Annotated in this window: 16 protein-coding genes and 1 riboswitch; of the genes, 2 read left to right on the top strand and 14 right to left on the bottom strand. The window is 71.8% G+C overall.

What is annotated here, in order from left to right; translation table 11 throughout:
* Positions 1-26 precede the first annotated feature (26 nt).
* Both ABZ386_RS11390 and ABZ386_RS11385 read right to left on the bottom strand, forming a co-directional pair.
* Positions 27-2,177 carry an ATP-binding protein gene (locus tag ABZ386_RS11390; RefSeq protein ID WP_358964635.1) on the bottom strand — a complete coding sequence of 717 codons (2,151 nt, stop codon included), beginning with the start codon at positions 2,175-2,177 and terminating at the stop codon, positions 27-29.
* 530 nt (positions 2,178-2,707) lie between these two features.
* Positions 2,708-4,054, bottom strand: coding sequence for an MBL fold metallo-hydrolase (locus tag ABZ386_RS11385; protein WP_356501764.1), 1,347 nt, complete (start codon positions 4,052-4,054; stop codon positions 2,708-2,710).
* 156 nt (positions 4,055-4,210) lie between these two features.
* Here ABZ386_RS11385 and ABZ386_RS11380 point away from each other — a divergent pair, with 156 nt between their 5' ends.
* Positions 4,211-4,831 (top strand): TetR/AcrR family transcriptional regulator, encoded by a 621-nt coding sequence (locus ABZ386_RS11380; RefSeq protein WP_356501762.1) that lies wholly within the window; start codon positions 4,211-4,213, stop codon positions 4,829-4,831.
* Between the two features lie 79 nt (positions 4,832-4,910).
* Here the strand turns inward: ABZ386_RS11380 and ABZ386_RS11375 are convergent, their stop codons facing one another.
* The 4 genes from ABZ386_RS11375 to ABZ386_RS11360 form a co-directional block, all read right to left on the bottom strand.
* On the bottom strand, positions 4,911-5,696 hold the full coding sequence (locus tag ABZ386_RS11375) for an SGNH/GDSL hydrolase family protein (RefSeq protein ID WP_031112756.1): 786 nt from the start codon (positions 5,694-5,696) through the stop codon (positions 4,911-4,913).
* Positions 5,697-5,841: 145 nt separating this feature from the next.
* Positions 5,842-6,558, bottom strand: a complete 717-nt coding sequence (locus tag ABZ386_RS11370) for a DUF6250 domain-containing protein (RefSeq protein ID WP_351333740.1) — start codon at positions 6,556-6,558, stop codon at positions 5,842-5,844.
* Between the two features lie 173 nt (positions 6,559-6,731).
* Positions 6,732-7,652: a peptidoglycan DD-metalloendopeptidase family protein gene (locus tag ABZ386_RS11365; protein WP_358964634.1), complete on the bottom strand. Its 921-nt coding sequence runs from the start codon at positions 7,650-7,652 to the stop codon at positions 6,732-6,734.
* A 4-nt stretch (positions 7,653-7,656) separates the two neighbouring features.
* Positions 7,657-7,817: riboswitch (cyclic di-AMP (ydaO/yuaA leader) on the bottom strand.
* 310 nt (positions 7,818-8,127) lie between these two features.
* Positions 8,128-10,203: an alpha-galactosidase gene (locus ABZ386_RS11360; RefSeq protein WP_358964633.1), complete on the bottom strand. Its 2,076-nt coding sequence runs from the start codon at positions 10,201-10,203 to the stop codon at positions 8,128-8,130.
* 180 nt (positions 10,204-10,383) lie between these two features.
* Here ABZ386_RS11360 and ABZ386_RS11355 point away from each other — a divergent pair, with 180 nt between their 5' ends.
* The gene (locus ABZ386_RS11355; RefSeq protein WP_351333748.1) at positions 10,384-11,181 is read left to right on the top strand and encodes a tyrosine-protein phosphatase; all 798 of its coding nucleotides are present in this window, start codon (positions 10,384-10,386) and stop codon (positions 11,179-11,181) included.
* Positions 11,182-11,196: 15 nt separating this feature from the next.
* Here the strand turns inward: ABZ386_RS11355 and ABZ386_RS11350 are convergent, their stop codons facing one another.
* Genes ABZ386_RS11350 through shc form a run of 8 tightly spaced genes read right to left on the bottom strand, consistent with a single transcriptional unit; the run spans position 11,197 to position 20,221 of the window.
* Positions 11,197-11,316 carry a DUF6126 family protein gene (locus ABZ386_RS11350; protein WP_037865280.1) on the bottom strand — a complete coding sequence of 40 codons (120 nt, stop codon included), beginning with the start codon at positions 11,314-11,316 and terminating at the stop codon, positions 11,197-11,199.
* Positions 11,313-11,960: an XRE family transcriptional regulator gene (locus ABZ386_RS11345; protein WP_358964632.1), complete on the bottom strand. Its 648-nt coding sequence runs from the start codon at positions 11,958-11,960 to the stop codon at positions 11,313-11,315. The genes ABZ386_RS11350 and ABZ386_RS11345 overlap by 4 nt, the downstream gene beginning before the upstream one ends.
* A gap of 59 nt (positions 11,961-12,019) precedes the next feature.
* Positions 12,020-13,435 carry an aspartate aminotransferase family protein gene (locus ABZ386_RS11340; protein ID WP_356501756.1) on the bottom strand — a complete coding sequence of 472 codons (1,416 nt, stop codon included), beginning with the start codon at positions 13,433-13,435 and terminating at the stop codon, positions 12,020-12,022.
* Positions 13,432-15,327 carry a 1-deoxy-D-xylulose-5-phosphate synthase gene (dxs, locus tag ABZ386_RS11335; RefSeq protein ID WP_358964631.1) on the bottom strand — a complete coding sequence of 632 codons (1,896 nt, stop codon included), beginning with the start codon at positions 15,325-15,327 and terminating at the stop codon, positions 13,432-13,434. Before dxs ends, ABZ386_RS11340 begins: the two co-directional genes overlap by 4 nt.
* Before the next feature lie 29 nt (positions 15,328-15,356).
* Positions 15,357-16,514, bottom strand: a complete 1,158-nt coding sequence (gene ispG, locus ABZ386_RS11330) for a flavodoxin-dependent (E)-4-hydroxy-3-methylbut-2-enyl-diphosphate synthase (RefSeq protein WP_355724251.1) — start codon at positions 16,512-16,514, stop codon at positions 15,357-15,359.
* 4 nt (positions 16,515-16,518) lie between these two features.
* Positions 16,519-17,541 carry an adenosyl-hopene transferase HpnH gene (gene hpnH / locus ABZ386_RS11325; RefSeq protein WP_114256569.1) on the bottom strand — a complete coding sequence of 341 codons (1,023 nt, stop codon included), beginning with the start codon at positions 17,539-17,541 and terminating at the stop codon, positions 16,519-16,521.
* Between the two features lie 5 nt (positions 17,542-17,546).
* On the bottom strand, positions 17,547-18,188 hold the full coding sequence (locus tag ABZ386_RS11320; RefSeq protein WP_114256568.1) for a 1-hydroxy-2-methyl-2-butenyl 4-diphosphate reductase: 642 nt from the start codon (positions 18,186-18,188) through the stop codon (positions 17,547-17,549).
* Positions 18,185-20,221, bottom strand: coding sequence for a squalene--hopene cyclase (gene shc, locus ABZ386_RS11315; RefSeq protein ID WP_358964630.1), 2,037 nt, complete (start codon positions 20,219-20,221; stop codon positions 18,185-18,187). Before shc ends, ABZ386_RS11320 begins: the two co-directional genes overlap by 4 nt.
* Between the last annotated feature and the right edge of the window lie 93 nt (positions 20,222-20,314).

Below are 20,314 nucleotides of genomic sequence, written 5' to 3'. Positions count from 1 at the left end.
GGGGGTGGGGATGGAAACGGGGGTGGTCATCCGGCGGGTGCGCTCCCGTCGTGCCGGGTGGTGGTGTGGTCGGGGCGGGACGGGCCCGTACCGTCCCGTACGCCGCGTGCCTCGGTGGTGCGGTGTGCGTCCACGGAGGCCGGGGTGGTCGAGGAGGACAGCTCGGTGGAGAGCGGCTCCAGGTGTGCCGGCTGCCGGGGAATCGGATCCCTGTGGGTGGGGTCCCTGTGGGAGGACGTGGTGTCGCCCCACTCCATGTTCCCGGCCTCCATGTTCTGCTGGGCCTCGGCGAGGCTGATGCCGCGCTGGAAGGCCGCCATCAGACCGGGGTCGTGGCCGACGAGGTACTCGGAGTCCTGGCGGGGCGCCGGGCCGTCGCGCAGCTGGGGCGCGATGTGCTCCTGGGCGCGGCGACGGGGCAGTTGGGGCTTGCCCATGGTGCCGCGCACCGCGCCGTTGCGCGGGGTGGGCGGTGTGGTCACGTTCTCGGCGAGGATGCGCCGGTCGTCGGGACTGATGCCGGGCCGTGCCTCGGCCGGGGTGGGCCGTTCCCGGCGGGCCCCGCGCACGGGCAGCGGCGCGGGCCGGCCGTTCTTCGGGCTTCCGCCCGGCGCCGGTTCGGCTGTCTGCCGGGGTCCTTCGGGCGCGAGGCCGGACACGGACGGGACGGCGGATGTCGCGGCCGGACCGGACGACCGCGCCTCGGACGCGGGAACCGGTACGGACGAGAACCCGGACACAGCCCCCTCGGCAGAGGGCTGCCCCCCGGACAGGCCGCCGGCTCCGGCGCCGACGCCACTTGAAGACTGCCCGCCCTGCGCAGCGTGCCCGCCCGGCGCCGCCTGCCCGTGCTGCCCTGCCTGTCCGTGCCGCCCCGTCTGCCGCATCGGCACAGCCGGGCGTTCCGCACCGGTCGCCGTACCGCCGGCCTGGGGCCGGCCCGCACCGCCGGGTGCCCCGGCCTCCGCCCCGAGCAGCGCCTGCGGCACGACGAGCACCGCCTGCACTCCGCCGTAGATGTTGGTCTGCAGGCGGACGGTGATGCCGTGCCGCCGGGCCAGTTGCGAGACGACGAACAGTCCGATGCGGCCGTCCGCGAGGAGCCGGGCGACGTTCACCTGGTCCGGGTCGGCGAGCAGCGCGTTCATGCGCGTCTGCTCCTCCAGGGGCATGCCGAGCCCGCGGTCCTCGACCTCGACGGCGAGCCCGGAGGTCACGAGGTTGGCGCGCAGCAGCACCTGGGTGTGCGGCGCGGAGAACACCGTGGCGTTCTCGACGAGTTCGGCCAGCAGGTGAATGACGTCGGCGACGGCGTGCCCGCGCAAGGTGCCGTCGACCGGCGGCACGAGCTTGACCCGGGAGTACTGCTCGACCTCGGCGATGGCCGAGCGCAGCACCTCGGTCATGGAGACCGGGTTGCTCCACTGGCGCCGGGAGACGGCCCCGCCGAGCACGGCGAGGTTCTCGGCGTGGCGGCGGATGCGGGTGGCGAGGTGGTCGACGTGGAAGAGCCCCTTGAGCAGGTCGGGGTCCTCCATCTCGTTCTCCAGCTCGTCGAGGATGGAGATCTCGCGGTGCACCAGTGACTGCAGGCGCCGGGCCAGGTTGACGAACACCTCGAGCTTCTGTTCGCTGCCCGCCTGGCTGGAGAGCTGCGAGGCCTGCACGACGGCGGTGACGGCGCCGTCGTGCGCCCGGGCCAGGTCGCAGGAGAGGAGTTCGAAGTCGTCGGCGTCCTCGGGGGCGCCGTCGCGCGGGTTCTGCGGGCTGTGCTGGGGCGGTCCGTCGCCGCGGCGCAGCGTCTCGACCAGAGCGCGCAGGTCGGCCTCGCGCCGTGCGGTGGCGCGGCGCAGCACGCCGATGCGGTCGTGTACGGACCCGGCGGCCCGGTTGGCCGCCACCGCGGCGACGACGATGCCGACGAGGGCCACGAAGACCGCGCCGGCGAGTACGGCCCACAGCGTGAGGCCCGGCCGGATCCCCGTGGACCGGACGGTGAAGAGGACGGCGGCGCAGCCGCTCAGGGCGACGGCGACGGGCGGCAGTACCGCGAGACGCAGCAGTTGGGGCCGTATGTGGGTCTCGGGCAGCGCGGTGGCGGTGCGGGCGGCCGGCCGCCCGTGCCGCCCGCCCTCACGGCGGTCTGCGCGTGTGGCCGGGGCGCGGAGGTGAGACATCGGTGTCCTCGTACTGGTCCGTCGGTCCTGGCTGCCAGAGGGGCTTGCGGAGGTGCGGACCGGTTCGCGGGGCCGCTTCCGCGCGCCCCGGGCCGTCCGCCCGGACTCGCGCCGCTTCCGCCCGGCACCGACCTGGCCGGGGTCCGGATGCCGCTCGGGCGCGGCGGCCACGGCCGCGCCCGTGCCTGCGTCGGTCGTGCGCGGGCAGCGGGGATCCTCCTCGCGTCGACTCCCTCGTCCGCCTTGCGCCTGCACGTGCCGGCCCCCGCTCCCTGATCCGTCTGTTTCCCGACGGCCACTGACAGTAGTCGCCAGCGCATCATGTGCGGTGGGCAGTTGACAAACTCATACGGTGAGCGTCCCGCTCTGGTATGAGGTCTCGTACGACAGACCGATAACTCCGTCAGCCATCCGACCAAGGACGGCAACGTTTCGATCCGACCTGGTCAGAAGCGGTCACACAGAGACGGCGAGGGCCGGGGAGCCTCTCGCTCCCCGGCCCTCGCCGTAAGTCTGCGCCGTGCCCCGGATCAGCCCGCCGGGAGCGTCTCGGGGTCTTCGGTGCCCTTGGCCGCCCCGCCTCGACCGTCACGCACAGTGTCGGCCTGGGCCACGGCTGCCGCGTCCGAGACGGTCTTGATCGCGGCGTCGGCAAGGACCTCCCCGACGGGACCGCCACCGACGGGACCCCCGACGGGACCACCACCCACCGGACCCCCTACCGGATCGCCACCGACCGGACCACCGACCGCACGGCCGCCCGACGGGCCGAGCGCCACCCCGCGCCACCACGGCTCCGACGGGACGGTCTCGGCCGTCGGCTCGAAGGGCTCGCCCGGGCGGGGCAGGGCGATGCGGGAGCCCACCGCGCGGGCGGACCGCAGCGTCCCCTCACCCGGTTCCGCCCACGGGTGCGTGGCCAGGTTGAAGGTCGCCCAGTGGATCGGCAGCATCAGGCCGTGATCCGGTCGGCCCTGGAGGTCGAGGTGGGCGCGCATCCCCTCCTCGGGGGTCATGTGGATGTCGGGCCAGAAGTCGGAGTACGCGCCGATCTGGATCATCGTGGCGTCGAACGGCCCGTGCGCGGCGCCGATCTCCTGGAAGCCGTCGAAGTAGCCGGTGTCGCCGCTGTGGTAGATCCGGTGCTCGTCACCCGCGACGACCCAGGAGGCCCACAGGGTGTGCTGGGTGTTGCGCAGACCCCGGCCGCAGAAGTGCCGGGCCGGGGTGGCGGTCAGGGTGAGGCCGTCGATCTTCGTCGACTCGTGCCAGTCCAGCTCGCGCAGCCGGCCGGCGGACACGCCCCAGTGCTCCAGGTGGGCGCCGACGCCGAGCGGGACGGCGAACAGCGTGTCCGTGCCGGCCAGGGCCTTGATGGTGGGCATGTCCAGGTGGTCGTAGTGGTCGTGCGAGATGACCACCACGTCGACCGGGCCGAGCGCGGCCAGTGGCAGGGGCACGGGGTGCAGCCGCTTGGGGCCGGCGAAGGGGAACGGAGAGCAGCGCTCGCCCCACACCGGGTCGAAGAGCACCCGTCGGCCGTCGATCTCCGCGAGCACGCTGGAGTGCCCCATCCAGGTCAGGCGCAGCCCCGTGGCCGGCGGCCGGGAGATGTCGGCGAGGGTGGTGGCGTGCACCGGCACCGTGCCCTTCGGGGCGCGGCGGGGCCGGGTGTCCTTGTCGAAGAAGACCTTCGCGAAGTCCAGGGTCGAGCCCGAGGGCCGGGTCCGCGCGGGGCCGCCGGGGTTCTGGAAGACCCCGTCCTTGAAGTGGGGCGATCTACGGATGCGCGCCATGCGCTCGCCGCGGGGGTCCGCGCCGAACGCCTCGGGCTGCAGCGCGCGGAGCCCGGAGCTCAGGGAACGGGAACCGGCCACGGTACCTCCAGGTGGAGTCGGTCAGGCTTTCCATTATGGTCGGCCCCTCCGACAACACCGGTGCGCAGGGGCCCCTCCCGGGGCGGTCGCGGAGGCTGCGCCGGACCGGCCGGATCCGCACGCCGGGGGCCGTGCGGGCGTGGGTAGGGTGACGGCGTGACGAGAGTCCGGTTGAGCGTGGCGGAACGGCGCGGTGAGCTGCTGCGGGCCGCCATCGAGCAGATCGAGGCCCGCGGCGTGGCGGCGGTCAGGATCGCCGACGTGGCCTCGGCGCTCGGGGTGAGCAACGCGTTGGTGCTCTACCACTTCTCCACGAAGGAGCGGCTCGTCGCCGCCGCGTTCCGGCACGCGGCCGAGGCCGACCTCGCGCAGTTGCGCAAGCTGCTCGGCCGCCGTACGTCGGCGCTGCGCCGGCTGCGGTCGGCCGTGCGGTGGTACGCCCCCACGGGCCAGGCGAAGGGCTGGCGGCTGTGGATCGAGGGCTGGGCGGCGGCGCTGCGCGAGCCCGCGCTGCGGGAGGTCGCCCAGGACCTGGACCGGCAGTGGAAGGCGGCCATCATCGAGGTCATCGCGGAGGGCGTGGCGGCGGGCGAGTTCCGCTGCCCCGACCCGGCGGGCACGGCCCTGCGCCTCACCGCCCTCCTCGACGGCCTCGCCGTCCAGCTGACGTCCTACGCCGGCGCGGTGTCGCGGGCGCGGGCCCAGCAGTGGACGGACGAGGCACTGGCGCGCGAACTGGGCTTGGCCGGGCAACCACCCACGCCCTCGGGGCAGTAGAGCCAACCGCCGACGCCCTCGATGCAGCAGGGGCGACCGCGGAGGCCCTTCTCACACCACCGAGGTCACGCCACCCATCTCACGCCACCGAGGCGATCCGCATCCGGATGTCGTCCGGCGACAGCGCCCCCTTGGCCGTCACATGGTCGCCGGACGACTCCCCGCGCAGCCGGCGTCCGATCCACGGCACCAGGAACTCCCGCGCCCAGTGGACGTCGTCCCGCCGGATGTCGAGGGTGCCGCGCGGCGGCAGCGGGGGCCACTCCTGCTCGGGATCGGCCGGCACGTCGAGGCCGAGCACCTGGCCCGCGCGGAGCGCCACGCGCGTGTGCCCCTCGGGCGACAGGTGCAGCCGGTCGGCGTCCCAGGCCCTGCGGTCCTGCACACTGCGCAGGGACCACAGGTCGAGCACCGGGCAGCCGTACCGGTCGGCGATGGCCCGGACATGCCCGTTGTAGGTGGCGATCTTGCCGCGCAGGTGCTTGAGCACCGGCATGCCACGCGTGTCGAAACCGGTCGTCACCATCACCGTGCCGGCCACGGCGGTGAGCTGTGCGACCGCCCGCTCGAAGCGCTCGGCCACCTCGTCCGGGTCCGTTCCGGGCCGGAGGATGTCGTTGCCCCCGGCGCAGAACGAGACGAGGTCCGGGGCCATGTCGACGGCCCGCGGCACCTGGTCCGCCACGATCTGGTCGAGGAGCTTTCCGCGTACGGCGAGGTTGGTGTACTGGAAGTCGCCCTCGGGCCGGAGGTCGGCGAGCAGGACGGCGAACCGGTCGGCCCAGCCGACGAACGCCCCGTCGGGGCCGGGATCACCGACGCCCTCGGTGAAGCTGTCCCCCACCGCCACGTACGACCCGATCACTGATCTGCTGTCACTCTTCGAATCGTCTGCCACAGCCGTTCATGATTCACCCTCGAATGTGACCTACGCGACCGTAGGAAAGGGTTGACGGGCGGTGAGATAAGCCACTCCCAAAGTGTTGGCCAACTCTGGAATACACGGCCCGTCAGGGATGTTTCGGGGCAAGCCGCCAGACCCGGAAGTCAGTGATCCGGAAGTGGCTCCACACGGTCCGGAAGGCGAAGTGCCCGCCGGTGTAGGGCTGCGGGTCGGTGTAGTCGAAGACGAGCCGCCCGTTGTTCCACCACCTGACCGTGGAGCCGTCGGAGACGATCCGGACCCGGTTCGGCTCATTCGGGACCAGCAGCGGCTCGGTGTAGTCGTAGATCAGGGGGCGGACGCCGGGCTCGCCGACGTAACGGCGCAGCCGGGTCGTGGTGTTGTAGTTGGCGCCGTAGCCGGCGTAGTACGTCGTGAGGTGGTCGTACTCCTCCAGCGCCCCGCCGCGCGGCGTCGCGAAGAGGTCGTCCGGGGAGCGGACGTCGGTGGCGTTCCAGAAGTTGTTGAGGTCCGAGACCCGGTCGTTGACCCCGCCCGCGGAGACGGGGGTGGCGGTGTAGGCGAGGACGTACGGGCCCTCGAGCCGCCGCCTGAACCAGACCGTCGCCCCGCTCGGCACGTCGATCTCCAGGACGCCGCGCGAGGCGGTGACGCTGCCGCCGCCCTGCAGTTCGGTCGCCCACTGGCCGAGGCCGCGGCGGAAGTCGTCGTGGGCGATGAGCCGACGATGACCGGGCACGGCGTGTGCGGCCGTCGTCGGGGCGAGGACCGCCAGGGCGGCTCCGGCGGCCAGGGTTCCGAACGCTCTGCGGGTGGTCGGCATGGGACACAGCTCCTTCAGAAAGCGCTTGCACTCACAACGGGATCACTGTGTCCCAACTGCCGTTTCCTGTCGATCCCTTGAACCGGTCGACGGAACGCGCGCACACCGAAGGCCGGACCCGGGGATCGAGGTCCGGCCTTCGGTGGCGTGTCAGGCAGGTGGTCGTGCGTCGGTCAGCCGACGGAGACGCCGTGGGAGCGCAGGAAGGCGACCGGGTCCACGTCCGAGCCGTAGTCCGGCGTGGTGCGGATCTCGAAGTGCAGGTGCGGTCCGGTGACGTTGCCGGTGGCGCCGGACAGGCCGACCTGCTGCCCGGCGGTCACGGTCTGGCCGGCCGAGACGGAGAGCTGGGACAGGTGGGCGTACTGGGCGTAGTAGCCGTCGTTCAGCTTGATGACGACCTGGTTGCCGTACGCGCCGCCCCAGCCGGCGGAGACGACCGTGCCCGCGCCGACGGCCTTGAGGGAGGTGCCGGTCGGGACGACGAAGTCGACACCGGTGTGGTAGCCGCTGGACCACATGCTGCCGGACATGCGGTACGGGGTGCCGACGGTGGCACCGTCCACCGGGGCGGTGTAGCCACTGGCGTTGCTCTCGGCGGCCGGCTTGGCGGCGGCGGGCTTCGCGGCGGTCTCCGCCTTCGCGGCCGGCTTGGGCGCGGAGGACTTCTTCGCGGGCTTCCCGGCCGAGGCCTTCGGCGCGGACGCCTTGGGCGCGCTCGTCGCCGCCTTCTTGCCGATCGAGAGCTTCAGGCCGGGGTGGATCAGCGACGGGTCGTCGCCGACGGCGTCGCGGTTGTCCGCGTAGAGCTTCTTCCAGCCGCCGCTGACGTGCTGCTCGTCGGCGATCTTCGCGAGGTAGTCACCGGCCTTCACGGTGTACGTGTGCGCGCCCGTGGCCTTTTCGGGGGACTTCTTCTCGGCGGCCGGAGCGGACTGGACGGCCTTTTCCGGGGCCGACTGCGGGGTGGCGGCGTGGGCGCCGGCGGCCCCCATGAACGGAAGGGCGAGAGCGGCCCCGCCGGTTCCGGCGACGGCGATGGAGCGGGTGAAACGCTGGGTCTTCGGGCGGCGGTGCTTACCCTTCGCGGGCATGGCGAATTCCTCTCCGGCGCCTACGAGGTGAGCTGTCGGGTGCGGGCTGGAGATGCCCGGCCGCGCCGAGGCGCGGCTTAACCCCAAGCCGTTCCGGGAACCGGAACAGGCGTCGTACCTGTGGGTCCCCCGCTCCTGCCGTACACGGGTCAGTGTGTGCGGGCTCCGGGCGGCGGCAGGATTAGGCGTCCGTCCGGATTGGTGTGGAACGTAAGCGACCAAGACGCAACGGGACAAGCTTGTGGTTGCCTGTGACGGCGTTTTTCTTGACGCGTCGCCACATTTCCCGTCACCGAGCGTGGATTACCGATCTCCCGCTTTCCGCAATGGCCCTGAATAGCGCCGGAATTACGTGAACATGGCGACAACACATCGTCACGAATATGACGATGGTCACGCACCCCGACCACATCTCCTTTACGATCGGGGCACGTTATATCCAAACGACCGAACCGACCTATTCGGACAAGAACGGCTACTTGCACTTAAGCCGGACGACAGTGGCGTCCAGGTCCCCGCGCAGAGCGACCCGCAGCCCGTGGTGCAGCAGTACGGCACCACGGTGAACTTCGCCCGTTTCGAGGCATTCGTACACCGCTGCCGGATCGAGGCCCCGCAGCCGCAGCGCCGGCACGGGCTCGCCGTACCGCTGCGCCTGGAGCCAGGCCAGGACCACGGTCTCGTCGCCGAGGACGTACTGCACCGCGCTCAGGCCGCCCTCCGGGAGCCGCAGCCGGTAGAGGTCGCCGCGTTGCACCACGGGCCGGATCTCCTTGTAGAGCTCCACCCATTCCCTCGCCTCGGCGAGCTCCTCCGGCGTCCACTTCGTGAGGTCCCCACCGACCCCGAGCACCCCGGCCATGGCGCTGACGAACCGGAACCGCAGGGAGCTGGCACGGTGGTTGAGCATGGCGTTCGGGCTGTCGGTGACCCAGGCGGCCATCACGCGCGCGGGGTGGAGCTGGCTGAAGCCGTGCTGGATGGCGAGCCGGTCGAGCGGGTCGGTGTTGTCGGAGGTCCACACCTGGTCCGTGCGACTCAGCACCCCGAGGTCGATCCGGCCGCCGCCGCCCGAGCAGGACTCGAAGGCGACGCCCGGGTGGGCGGCCCGCAGCCGGTCCAGCAGGGCGTACAGGGCGTGCACGTGGTCGACCCAGAGCCGCTGCGGGTAGGGGTCGTCCGGCCAGCCGGCGTCGGTGAAGCAGCGGTTGAAGTCCCACTTGACGTAGTCGATCGGGGCGCTGGAGAGGAGCCCGTCGAGCTGCTCCCACAGGTACTGCTGGACGTCCTCCCGGGCCAGGTTCAGTACGAGCTGATTGCGGAACTCCGTCCGCTTTCGTCCCGGTTGGTACTGCACCCAGTCGGGGTGGGCCCGGTACAGCTCGCTGTCCGGGTTGACCATCTCGGGCTCGACCCAGATGCCGAACTGCATGCCGAGCCCGTGCACCTGGTCGGCGAGCGGCTTCAGCCCGCCGGGGAAGCGGTCGGGGTTGGGCGTCCAGTCGCCGAGCCCGGCCCGGTCGCTGGTGCGCGCCCCGAACCAGCCGTCGTCGACCACGAACAGCTCGACACCCATGGCGGCGGCCCGCTCGGCGAGCGCCCGCTGCTGCTCCTCGGAGATGTCGAACTCGGTGGCCTCCCAGGAGTTGAACAGCACCGGCCGGTCCCGGTCGGCGTCCGGGATCACATGGGCCCGCTGATAGGCGTGCCAGGCCCGGCTCGCCCCGCCGAAGCCGCCGTCGGTCCAGAGCCCGGCGAAGACGGGGGTCGTGTACGACTCCCCCGTGCCCAGCGTCAGCAGGCCCGAGTCGTCGTGGCCGGCGCCGCCGGTGATCTGCACGCGCGCGTCCGGGAGTTGGGCGACGGAGATCCGCCAGGAGCCGGACCAGCCCAGGGCGCAGCCGTAGACCTCGCCGCGCTCCTCGGTCGCGTCGGTGTCGAGCGCGACCCACGGCAGGTGCTGGTGGGAGGTGTGGCCGCGGCGGCTGCCGATCACCTTCTCGCCGTGGGTGAGCGCGGAGCGCGTCAGCCGGGACTCGGCGCCCCAGCGGCCGTGCAGCTGGGACAGCCGCCAGGTGTCACGGTCGGGCAGGGTCCAGGTGGCGGAGTCGGCGCGCAGCACCTCGACGGCGGGCCCCCGGTTGTCCAGGGTCACCCAGCGTTCGACGACGTCGGACGAGGGGCGCATCCGGTAGTGCAGCGTGACGGTCAGGTCGCCGTCACGGAAGCGGAGCCGCAGCTCGCCGTCCTCGGCGTCATGGCCCTCGTAGACCCACTCGGTGCCGCGCCGCTCGGCGGTGCGCACGGACAGGGCGGGCCGGGCGAAACGGGGGCCGCCCTCGACCGGGTACTCCTCGCGCCCGTCGAGCGGGGACTCGAAGGGCCAGTACTCCGGCAGCGGCCGGACGGCGAGCGCCTCGGCGTCGGCGAGGCCGATCCGCGCGCCCCAGTGGAGGTGCAGCAGCTCGTCGCGGTCCGTGACGTGGACGGCGTAGCTGCTGGCCGGCCCGGAGAGCACCCACGTACGTCCGTCTTCGGAGATGTCCAGCATCCAGCCCTCACAGATTCGAACAAGCCCGACCAGGGTCGACCAGGCAGCAACATCATCAAGGGCCGCGGGGGCTTCCGGCAACGCCTGTGGACAACTCATCGGCGCCGACAGGGCATGTCGTATCGTCGAGTGGTGCCCGTCGACGAGCCGCGCCGACGGCGCCGAAGGGGAGGAGCCCTCGTGACGCAGCAGGTCCCGTCGACGGAGCCCGAGCTGGCCGGAGTCCGCAACTTCCGCGATGTGGGCGGGTTGCCGACCGTGGACGGACGGCGGGTGCGACAGGGAGTGCTGTTCCGCAGCGGCCACCTCGCCCACGCGACCGGTGAGGACGCCGTCTTCCTGTCCGGCCTGGGCCTGCACACGGTCTTCGACTTCCGCAACGCCGCCGACCAGAAGCTCGAAGGGCCGGACATCGAGCTGCCGGGCGTGCGCAATGTGAACCTGCCGCTGAGCGACCCGGCCGACGGCGCCGAGTTCTGGAAGATGGTCCGCGACGGCGACCTGGACCAGTTGCGCGCGATCCTCTCGGACGGCAAGGGCGCGGACCGGATGATCGCCTCGTACCGCACGATCATCAGGAGCCGCACGGCCGAGCACTCCCGCGTGCTGCACGCGCTCGCCGAGGACAGCGTCCCCGCGCTGATGCACTGCGCGGCGGGCAAGGACCGCGCGGGCCTGTCCATCGCGGTGACGCTGCTCGCCCTGGGCGTCGAGCGCGAGGCGATCATCGAGGACTACCTGAAGTCCAACGCCAAGCACCGCCGCTACAAGGTGCACCGCAGCAGCTCCCACGCCTCGGCCTACTCCCCCGAGGTCATGGAGCTGCTGAGCCCGCTGTTCGACGCGCGCGCCGAGTACCTGGCGGCGGCCTTCGACACCATCGAGGAGACCTGGGGCGGTGTCGACCCCTACCTGGAGAAGGGGCTGAAGCTCGCCCCGGAGACCCGGGAGCGGCTGCGCGAGCGGCTCCTCGACTGAGGCGCCGCCCGGCGGCTACTTGGCGCCCACCTCGAACAGCAGGTAGATGAACGCGGCGAAGACATGCCCCAGGATGAGGTAGATGAACAGCCGCACCCACAGGGCGCGCGGGAACTTCTCCTCCATGTCCCTCATGGCGTCTCTCCAGGGGTGGGGCCCAGGCACAGGGCGGCCGTGGGGCTCTGCAGCAGGGTGTGGACGAAGAGCAGCTCGACGCCGTCGTGGTCCTCGGCGGCGATCCGGTGCGGGGTGAGCGAGTCGAAGTGGGCGCTGTCGCCGGGCGCCAGCCGGTGCGCGGTGTCCCCGAGGCGCAGCCGCAGCCGGCCCCGCAGCACATGGAGCCACTCCTCGCCGGGGTGGACGCGCACGATGTCGCCCTGGGAGCCGTACGGGACGCGGACCCGCAGGGCCTGCATCCCGCGCCCGGAGGCGCCGGCCTGCCAGTAGGTCCAGCCGCCCGCCTCGTTCGGTTCCATGTCGGCGGCGCGGACGACGGCGTCCCGGCCGGCGACCGTCTCACCGAGCAGCTCGGAGACGGTCGTACCGTAGACGCGGGCGAGCGCGAGCAGCATCGGCAGCGAGGGCTGGCGCTGCCCGGTCTCCAGACGGGAGAGGTGGGCGGGCGACAGCCCGGCGGCGCGGGCCGCGGCCTCCAGCGTCAGGGAGGCCTGGCGCCGCAGCGCCCGCAGCTGGGGCGCGACCACGGCGGGCAGCGCACCGGCAGGCTGGTCGGCCGGCGAGTCGGCCCCGGAGGGCCGCTCGGTGTCGGAGGAGCTCATGCCTCCATTCAGCCGGAGCCTTGCCTCAGCGGCAAATTTCTTGCCTCACAGGCAAAAAGTCAGCGGTTGGCGACGGCCTGCTTGACCAGTGTCTTCCCGAAGTCCCACACCAGACCGCCGTCGTGCGCGTCGTCCATCACGGCCGTGAAGGCGTCGACGAACCGGTCCACCTCCCGCTCACCGATGATCAGCGGCGGGATCAGCTTGATCACCTCCATGTGGTCGCCGGAGACCTGGGTGAGGATGCGGTGCTTCTGCAGCAGCGGTACGACGACCATCTGCGCGAACAGTCCCTTGCGCGCGGCCTGGAGCATGGTCCAGCGGCCGCGCAGTTTCAGCGACCTGGGCCGGCCGAACTCGATGCCGATCATCAGGCCCCGGCCGCGGACCTCGGCGAGCATCTCGTACTTGTCCGTCAGCGCCGCGAGCCGGGACCGGAGCCGTTCGCCGGTGGCCCGGACGTTCGCGACGATCTGCTCGTTCTCCATCACCGACAGCACGGCCAGGCCCGCCGCCATGGCCTGGGCGTTCGAGCCGAAGCTCGCCGAGTGGACCAGCACCCGGTCCATGGAGGAGTAGACCTTCTTGAAGATCCAGTCCTTGCCGAGTGTGGCGCCGACCGGCACGTAGCCGCCGGAGAGCGCCTTGGCCACGCACACCAGGTCGGGTTCCACCCCGTCCTCGTGCTGGTAGCCGTAGAAGTCGCCGGTCCGGCCGAGGCCCGTCTGCACCTCGTCGGCGATGAGCAGCGCCTTGTGCCGGTGCAGCAGCTCCTGGGCGGCGAGGAGGTAGCCGGGCGGGGACTCCAGCACGCCCTTGCCCTGGATGGGTTCGACGATCAGGGCGGCGACGTCACCCTTCCGCAGCTCCCGTTCCAGCGCGTCGAGGTCGCCGAGCGGCACGGCCGTGTCGGGCAGCAGCGGGGCGAAGCCGTCGCGGAAGCCGGCCTCGCCGTTGACGGAGAGGGAGCCGGTGGTCAGGCCGTGGAAGGCGTGGGCGCAGTACAGGACCCTGGGGCGGCCGGTGACGAACCGGGCGAACTTCAGGGCGCCCTCGACGGCCTCGGTGCCGCTGTTGCCGAAGAACACCCGGTCCAGGTGCGGGCTGTGTGCGAGCAGCTTCTCGGCCAGCAGGCCCGGCAGCGGCTGGCAGTCGAAGCGGGTGAGGTCGGCGAGGCCGGCGTCCAGGACGTCGTGCAGCGCCTTGCGCACGACGGGGTGGTGGCGGCCGAGCCCCATCACCCCGAACCCGGCGAGCATGTCCAGGTAGTCGTCGCCGTCCGCGTCGTAGAAGTAGGCGCCTTCGGCGCGCTCGTAGACCTTGTCGAAGCCGATGGTGTGCAGCATGCGCGGGAGCTGGTGGTTGAGGTACCGGGTGTGCAGCTCGTAGCGCTCGGCTCCGCGCTCGGCCAGCAGCGCGCCGAGGTCGAATTCCCCGGCCTGCGACGACTCCGACGCGGACTCGGCGGTTGTCATTCCTGTGGCTCCTTGGACAGCTCTTCCTTGACGGTCAGGCTCGCGCTGATCCGTCCGGCGATCTCGACGGGTGTCAGGCCGATGTCGGCGAGCACCTCGCCGCGCTTGGCGTGCGCGAGGAACTGCTCCGGGATGCCGAACCGCCGTACGGGCACGTCGACTTCGGCGTCCCCGAGGGCCAGCGCCACGGCCGAGCCGACCCCGGCCGCCCGGCTGTTGTCCTCGACGACGGCGACCAGGCGGTGTTCGGCGGCGAGTGCGGGGAGCGCCGGGTCGACGGGCTTGACCCAGCGCGGGTCGACGACCGTGCAGCCGATGCCGCGGGCTTCGAGCAGCTCGGCGGCCTGGAGGCACACCGGCGCCATGACCCCGACGGCGACCAGAAGCACCTCCGCTCGGTCGGCGCGGTGCAGCACGTCCAGTCCGCCCACTCGGTCGACCGCCGGTATCGACGGGCCGACGGACTCCTTCGGGAAGCGCACCAGGGTCGGCGCGTCGTCGACGGCGACCGCCTCGCGCAGCTGCGCCCGCAGCTGGTCGGCGTCGCGCGGCGCGGCGATCCTGAGACCGGGCACGACCTGGAGGACGGACATGTCCCACATGCCGTTGTGGGAGGCCCCGTCGACTCCGGTGACGCCGGCCCGGTCCAGGACGAAGGTCACCCCGCAGCGGTGCAGGGCGACGTCCATGAGGAGCTGGTCGAAGGCGCGGTTGAGGAAGGTGGCGTAGACGGCGACGACCGGGTGCAGTCCGCCGGTCGCCAGGCCCGCCGCGGACACGGCCGCGTGCTGCTCGGCGATGCCGACGTCCCACACCCGGTCCGGGAACCGCTCGGCGAAGGCGCCCAGGCCGACCGGATGCAGCATGGCGGCGGTTATCGCCACCACGTCCTCCCGCTCCTCCCCGATCCGCACGATCTCGTCGCCGAACACGGAGGTCCAGGAGGGGCCACCGGCCGGCGACAGCGGCTCGCAGGTCAGCGGGTCCATCACGCCGACGGTGTGGAAGTGGTCCTCCTCGTGGGCGAGGGCGGGTTCGTAGCCGCGGCCCTTCTCCGTGAGGCAGTGCACGAGCACCGGGCCGTGGAAGCGTTTCGCGCGCCGCAGGGCGGACTCCACGGCCCCGATGTCGTGCCCGTCGATCGGGCCCACGTACTTCAGGCCCAGGTCCTCGAACAGTCCCTGCGGGGCGAACGCGTCCTTGAAGCCCTTCTTCGCGCCGTGCAGGGCCTCGTAGAGGGTGTGGCCGACCAGGGGCGTGGCCTGCAGCACGTCCTTGCCCCAGGCCAGGACCCGCTCGTAGCCGTCGGTGGTGCGCAGGGTGGCGAGGTGGTTGGCGAGGCCGCCGATGGTCGGGGCGTAGGAGCGTTCGTTGTCGTTGACGACGATGATCAGCGGGCGGTTCTTGGCGGCCGCGATGTTGTTGAGCGCCTCCCAGGCCATGCCGCCGGTGAGTGCCCCGTCGCCGATGACCGCGACGACGTGGCCCTTCTCCCCCTGCACCTGGCGGGCCTTGGCGAGCCCGTCGGCCCAGCCGAGCGCCGTGGAGGCGTGGCTGTTCTCGATGACGTCGTGCTCGGACTCCTCGCGCGAGGGGTAGCCGGACAGGCCGCCCTTGCCGCGCAGCTTGGAGAAGTCCTGGCGTCCGGTCAGCAGTTTGTGGACGTAGCTCTGGTGGCCGGTGTCCCACAGGATGCGGTCGACCGGTGACTCGAAGACCCGGTGCAGGGCGACGGTCAGCTCCACCACCCCCAGGTTGGGCCCCAGGTGGCCGCCGGTCGCGGCGACCGCGTGCACCAGGAACTCCCTGATCTCGTCGGACAGTTCACCGAGTTCCGCCTCGGACAGCGCCTTCAGGTCACGTGGTCCCCGGATGCTCTCCAGAATCGTCACGCTCGGGCCCCCTTCGCATTCCGTGCTGCTCAGCTCACGGTGACGGCCGGCTCCCCCGACCCCACGCCGTCCTGCTCCATCTGCGCGGCGAGTTTCATCGCCTCGTCGATCAGCGTCTCGACGATCTTCGACTCGGGGACGGTCCTGATGACCTCGCCCTTGACGAAGATCTGCCCCTTTCCGTTGCCGGAGGCCACACCCAGATCGGCCTCCCGGGCCTCGCCGGGACCGTTGACCACACATCCCATGACGGCGACGCGCAACGGCACCTCCATGCCCTCCAGACCGGCCGTGACCTCGTCGGCCAGCTTGTACACGTCGACCTGGGCGCGTCCGCAGGAGGGGCAGGAGACGATCTCCAGCCGGCGCTGCCGCAGCCCCAGGGACTCCAGGATCTGGATGCCGACTTTGACCTCCTCGGCCGGCGGCGCCGACAGCGACACCCGGATCGTGTCGCCGATGCCCCGGGAGAGCAGCGCGCCGAAGGCCACCGCCGACTTGATCGTGCCCTGGAACGCCGGCCCGGCCTCCGTGACCCCCAGGTGCAGCGGGTAGTCGCAACTCTCGGCGAGCTGCCGGTACGCCTCGATCATCACGACCGGGTCGTTGTGCTTGACGGAGATCTTGATGTCCCGGAAGTCGTGCTCCTCGAACAGGGACGCCTCCCACAGCGCGCTCTCCACGAGCGCCTCCGGGGTGGCCTTGCCGTACTTCTGGAGCAGCCGCCGGTCCAGCGACCCGGCGTTGACGCCGATCCGGATCGGGGTGCCGTGGTCCTTGGCGGCCCGGGCGATCTCCTTGACCCGGTCGTCGAACTGCTTGATGTTGCCGGGGTTGACGCGGACGGCGGCGCAGCCCGCCTCGATGGCCGCGAACACGTACTTGGGCTGGAAGTGGATGTCGGCGATCACCGGGATCTGCGACTTGCGGGCGATGGTCGCCAGCGCGTCCGCGTCGTCCTGCGTGGGGCAGGCGACCCGGACGATCTGGCAGCCGGACGCGGTGAGTTCGGCGATCTGCTGCAGCGTGGCGCCGACGTCCGAGGTGCGGGTCGTCGTCATCGACTGCACCGACACCGGGGCCCCGCCCCCGACCGGCACCGGGCCGACCTGGATCCGGCGCGAGGCGCGCCGCTCCGCGACCGGCCGGACCGGCACCTCGGGGACGCCCAGCGGGATGGCGGTCATGGCATCACTCCCGGTTCCCGGAGACCGTCTCGCGCATGGCGCGCAGGGACTCCTTCAGCGATCCCATGGTGGCGAGGACGGCGGTGGGCTCGTAGCCGCAGTGCGCCATGCAGTTGGCGCAGCGCGGGTCCTTGCCGCGGCCGTACTTGTCCCAGTCGGTCTCCTCGACCAGCTCCCGGTACGTCGGCACGTACCCGTCGCTCATCAGGTAGCAGGGGCGCTGCCAGCCGAAGAGCGAGTAGTTCGGGATCGCCCAGGCGGTGCACGGGAAGTCGACCTTGCCCTCCAGGAAGTCCAGGAAGAGCGGGGAGTGGTTGAGCCGCCAGCGCCGCCGGTTGCCGCCCGCGAAGGCCTTCTTGAACAGCTCGCGGGTCTGCTCCACACCGAGGAAGTGCTCCTGGTCGGGGGCCTTTTCGTAGGCGTAGGCGGGCGAGATCATCATCTCGTCGACCTGGAGGTCGTCGTTGAGGAAGTTCAGCACCTCGATGATGGTCTGCGGGGTGTCGGTGTTGAAGAAGGTCGAGTTGGTGGTGACCCGGAAGCCGCGCCGCTTGGCCTCCTTGATGGCCTCCACGGCCTCGTCGAAGACGCCCTCCTTGGCGACCGACTCGTCGTGCCGCTCGCGCAGCCCGTCGATGTGCACCGCGAAGGCGAAGTAGGGAGAGGGCGTGAACTGGTCCATCTTCTTGCGCAGCAGCATCGCGTTGGTGCACAGGAAGACGTACTTCCGCTTGGCCACCAGCTGACGCACGATCTCGTCGATCTGCGGGTGCATCAGCGGCTCGCCGCCGGCGATGGACACCATGGGGGCACCGGACTCCATGACCGCCCCCACGGCCTGGGCGACCGGCATCCGCTGCTTGAGCACCCCGGCCGGATGCTGGATCTTGCCGCAGCCCTCGCACTTGAGGTTGCAGGCGAACAACGGCTCCAGCTCGACGATCAGGGGGAACTTGTCCCGCCGGCGGAGCTTCTGTTCAGCCAAGTATGTAGCGACCTTGATGGACTGTCGGAGCGGCATGGCCATCTGGCTCACCTCCTGGGGAGCAGCAAGGAACGGTGCCATTCGAAGAAAGCGGGAAGGACGGAGCGAAGGACACGGAAAGCTGATATTCCACCGCGCACCGTGCCGATCCGGACGAGTTCATGTTCAGGAGCGTCCACGACCACCCGGACGGCCGCAACGGGGCGCTCGCCCGCCCGCACGGCGCTCAGGAGCGTGGCCGCCGACTCCATGTCGACCGCGATCGCGCCGGTCGCGAGCAGTTCGGACCGTTCATGACCGCGCACGACGTGGTCGGAGCCGGTGAGCGGCCCGGTGTGCACGGTCCGCCCGGGCACCGCCCGGCCCAGCTCCTTGACCAGCAGCTCCGTCCCGACGCAGGGGGTCGTGGAGCGCGGGTCGCGGGTCTCCTCGGCGACGACCAGATCGCCGGGGTGCATGCCCGGCGCGAGCCCCGCGCAGAAGCCGGTGGCCAGCACGGCGGCGTCGCGCAGGGCCGGGTCGGCGAGCACGCGCGTGACGGACCGCTCGGCCGCCGCGGGCCCCATGCCCGTGCGCAGCACGGTGACCGGCCCGCCGGCGCCGCCCCGGCCGCCCGCGCGCAGGGCGAACTGCTCGATGCCGAGCGCACAGGCGATCAGCAGCGGGGCCGGAGCGGGCTGAGTGCTCATTCAGCTCCCTTGGCCTCGGCGAGCGGCGTCCCGGTCTCTCCGCTCCCCCGCAGCTTCGCGGCGAAGGGCTCTCCCCGCAGGTACCGGCCGAGCGCGGTGAGCGGGAACACCTGCCGGTAGAGGTGGTAGTTGATCGAGAAGTCCCACGGGAAACCGGTCCCCGTGAAGTAGGGCTCATCCCAGGAGCCGTCCTCCCGCTGGGTGGCGGCGAGCCACTCGACGCCCCGCTCGACGGCCTTGGAGTCCCGCTCCCCCGCCGCGAGCAGCGCCATCAGCGCCCACGCCGTCTGCGAGGCGGTGGAGGCGCCCTTGCCGCTCCATTCCCCGGCGTCCTTGTAGGAGCGCAGGTCCTCGCCCCAGCCGCCGTCGTCGTTCTGCACCGACTCCAGCCAGGCCACCGCCCGCCGGATCGCCGGGTGCGCGGCGGGGATGCCCGCGGCGACCAGGGCGGGGACGACGGACCCGGTGCCGTAGACGTAGTTGACGCCCCAGCGCCCGAACCACGAGCCGTCCGGTTCCTGCTCGGCGAGCAGCCACTCGATGCCGCGCCGGGTGCGCGGGTCGTGCGCGAGGCCCTCCACCGCGAGCATCTCGACGACGTGCGCGGTGACGTCCGCGGAGGGCGGGTCGATGACCTCGCCGAAGTCGCAGAACGGCAGCCGGTTCGGGAAGGGGCTGGTGTTGTCGACGTCGAAGGCGGCCCAGGCGCCGTTCTTCGACTGCATGCCGAGGGTCCAGCGCAGGGCGCGCCCGATGGCCTTGTCGACCCGCTCCGGGTCGTGGTGGATGATCCGGCGCAGCGCGAGGACGACCTCGGCGGTGTCGTCGATGTCGGGGTAGTTGTCGTTGTGGAACTCGAACGCCCAGCCCCCGGGCGGCAGTTCCGGCCGCCGTACGGCCCAGTCACCGGGCCGGACGATCTCCTCGCCCAGCATCCAGTCCGCCGCCTTGACCAACTGCGGGTGGTCGGGGGGCAGTCCGGCGTCGACCAGCGCGATCGCGGCCAGGCAGGTGTCCCAGACCGGCGACTGGCAGGCCTCGATCATCCGGGCCCCGTCCTCGCGCCACACGGCGAACCGGTCCAGGGACGCCAGCCCCTCCCGCATCACCGGGTGCTGGAGGTCGTAGCCGAGCAGGTGCAGCGCGATGATCGAGTACACGGCCGGGGGCTGGATGCCGCCCCAGCAGCCGTCGTTCTCCTGCCGCTCGATGATCCAGCGGGCTGCGCTGTTCATGGCGGCCCTGCGGAGTCTGCGCGGGGCGACCTTCCGCAGGGTGTGCAGAGCCTTGTCCATCCGCTGGAAGGCCCCGTCCCAACTGAGCGGCGGGGCGAGGGCCTTGGGCGGGTTCGGGTGGGCCGGGTCGGTGTGCAGCTCGTCGAGCGGGAAGGGCGCGGGGCGGACCGGCCGCTTGGCGGAGACGATCGTCAACGGGACTATCGTCTGCCGGGCCCAGCAGCCGAAGTCGTAGATGTTGAGCGGCAGCCACTTGGGGAAGAAGATGAGCTCCGGCGGGAGTTCGGGCAGGTCCTCCCACTTCCACCAGCCGAACAGGGCCAGCCAGATGCGGGTGAAGACCCGGGCGGCGGCGATGCCGCCCTGCGCGCGGATCCAGGCGGAGGCCTTCGCCATGTGCGGGGCGTCGGGCGCGTCACCGGCCAGGCGGAGGGCGACGTAGGCCTCGACGGTGGCGGAGAGTTCGCCGGGGCCGCCGTAGAAGGTGCCCCAGGTGCCGTCCTCGCGCTGCTCGCCGCGGATGAAGAGCGCGGCGGCCTGCGTGGTCTTCTCGTCGCGGATGCCCAGGAACTGACGGAGCAGCAGGTCTTCGGCGTCCATCGTGACGTTGGTCTCGAGGTCGCCCTTCCACCAGCCCTGGGCGTCCTGGCGGGAGAGCAGGTAGTCGGTGGCGCGCTGTGCGGCGCGGGCGGCGGCTTCCGGTACTCCGGCCGCCGCGGGCATGTCGGTGTCGGTGTCGCTGGCCGCGGCGGCCCGGGGTGGCAGGGCCCCGGTGCTTCCGTCGGTCGTCGCTGTCATGGCTTCCCCTTCGTGCAGTCCTGCAAGGTGTGCATCTGCTGTGGGTCCGCCGTCGGCCGGTGTCACGAGGAGACTCGCGGCACCGGCCGGCGA

The sequence above is a fragment of the Streptomyces sp. NPDC006140 genome (genome assembly GCF_040628815.1).
Taxonomy (GTDB): domain Bacteria; phylum Actinomycetota; class Actinomycetes; order Streptomycetales; family Streptomycetaceae; genus Streptomyces.
Note: the sequence above shows the minus strand (reverse complement) of the source record. Positions and strands in the feature narration are given on the sequence as shown.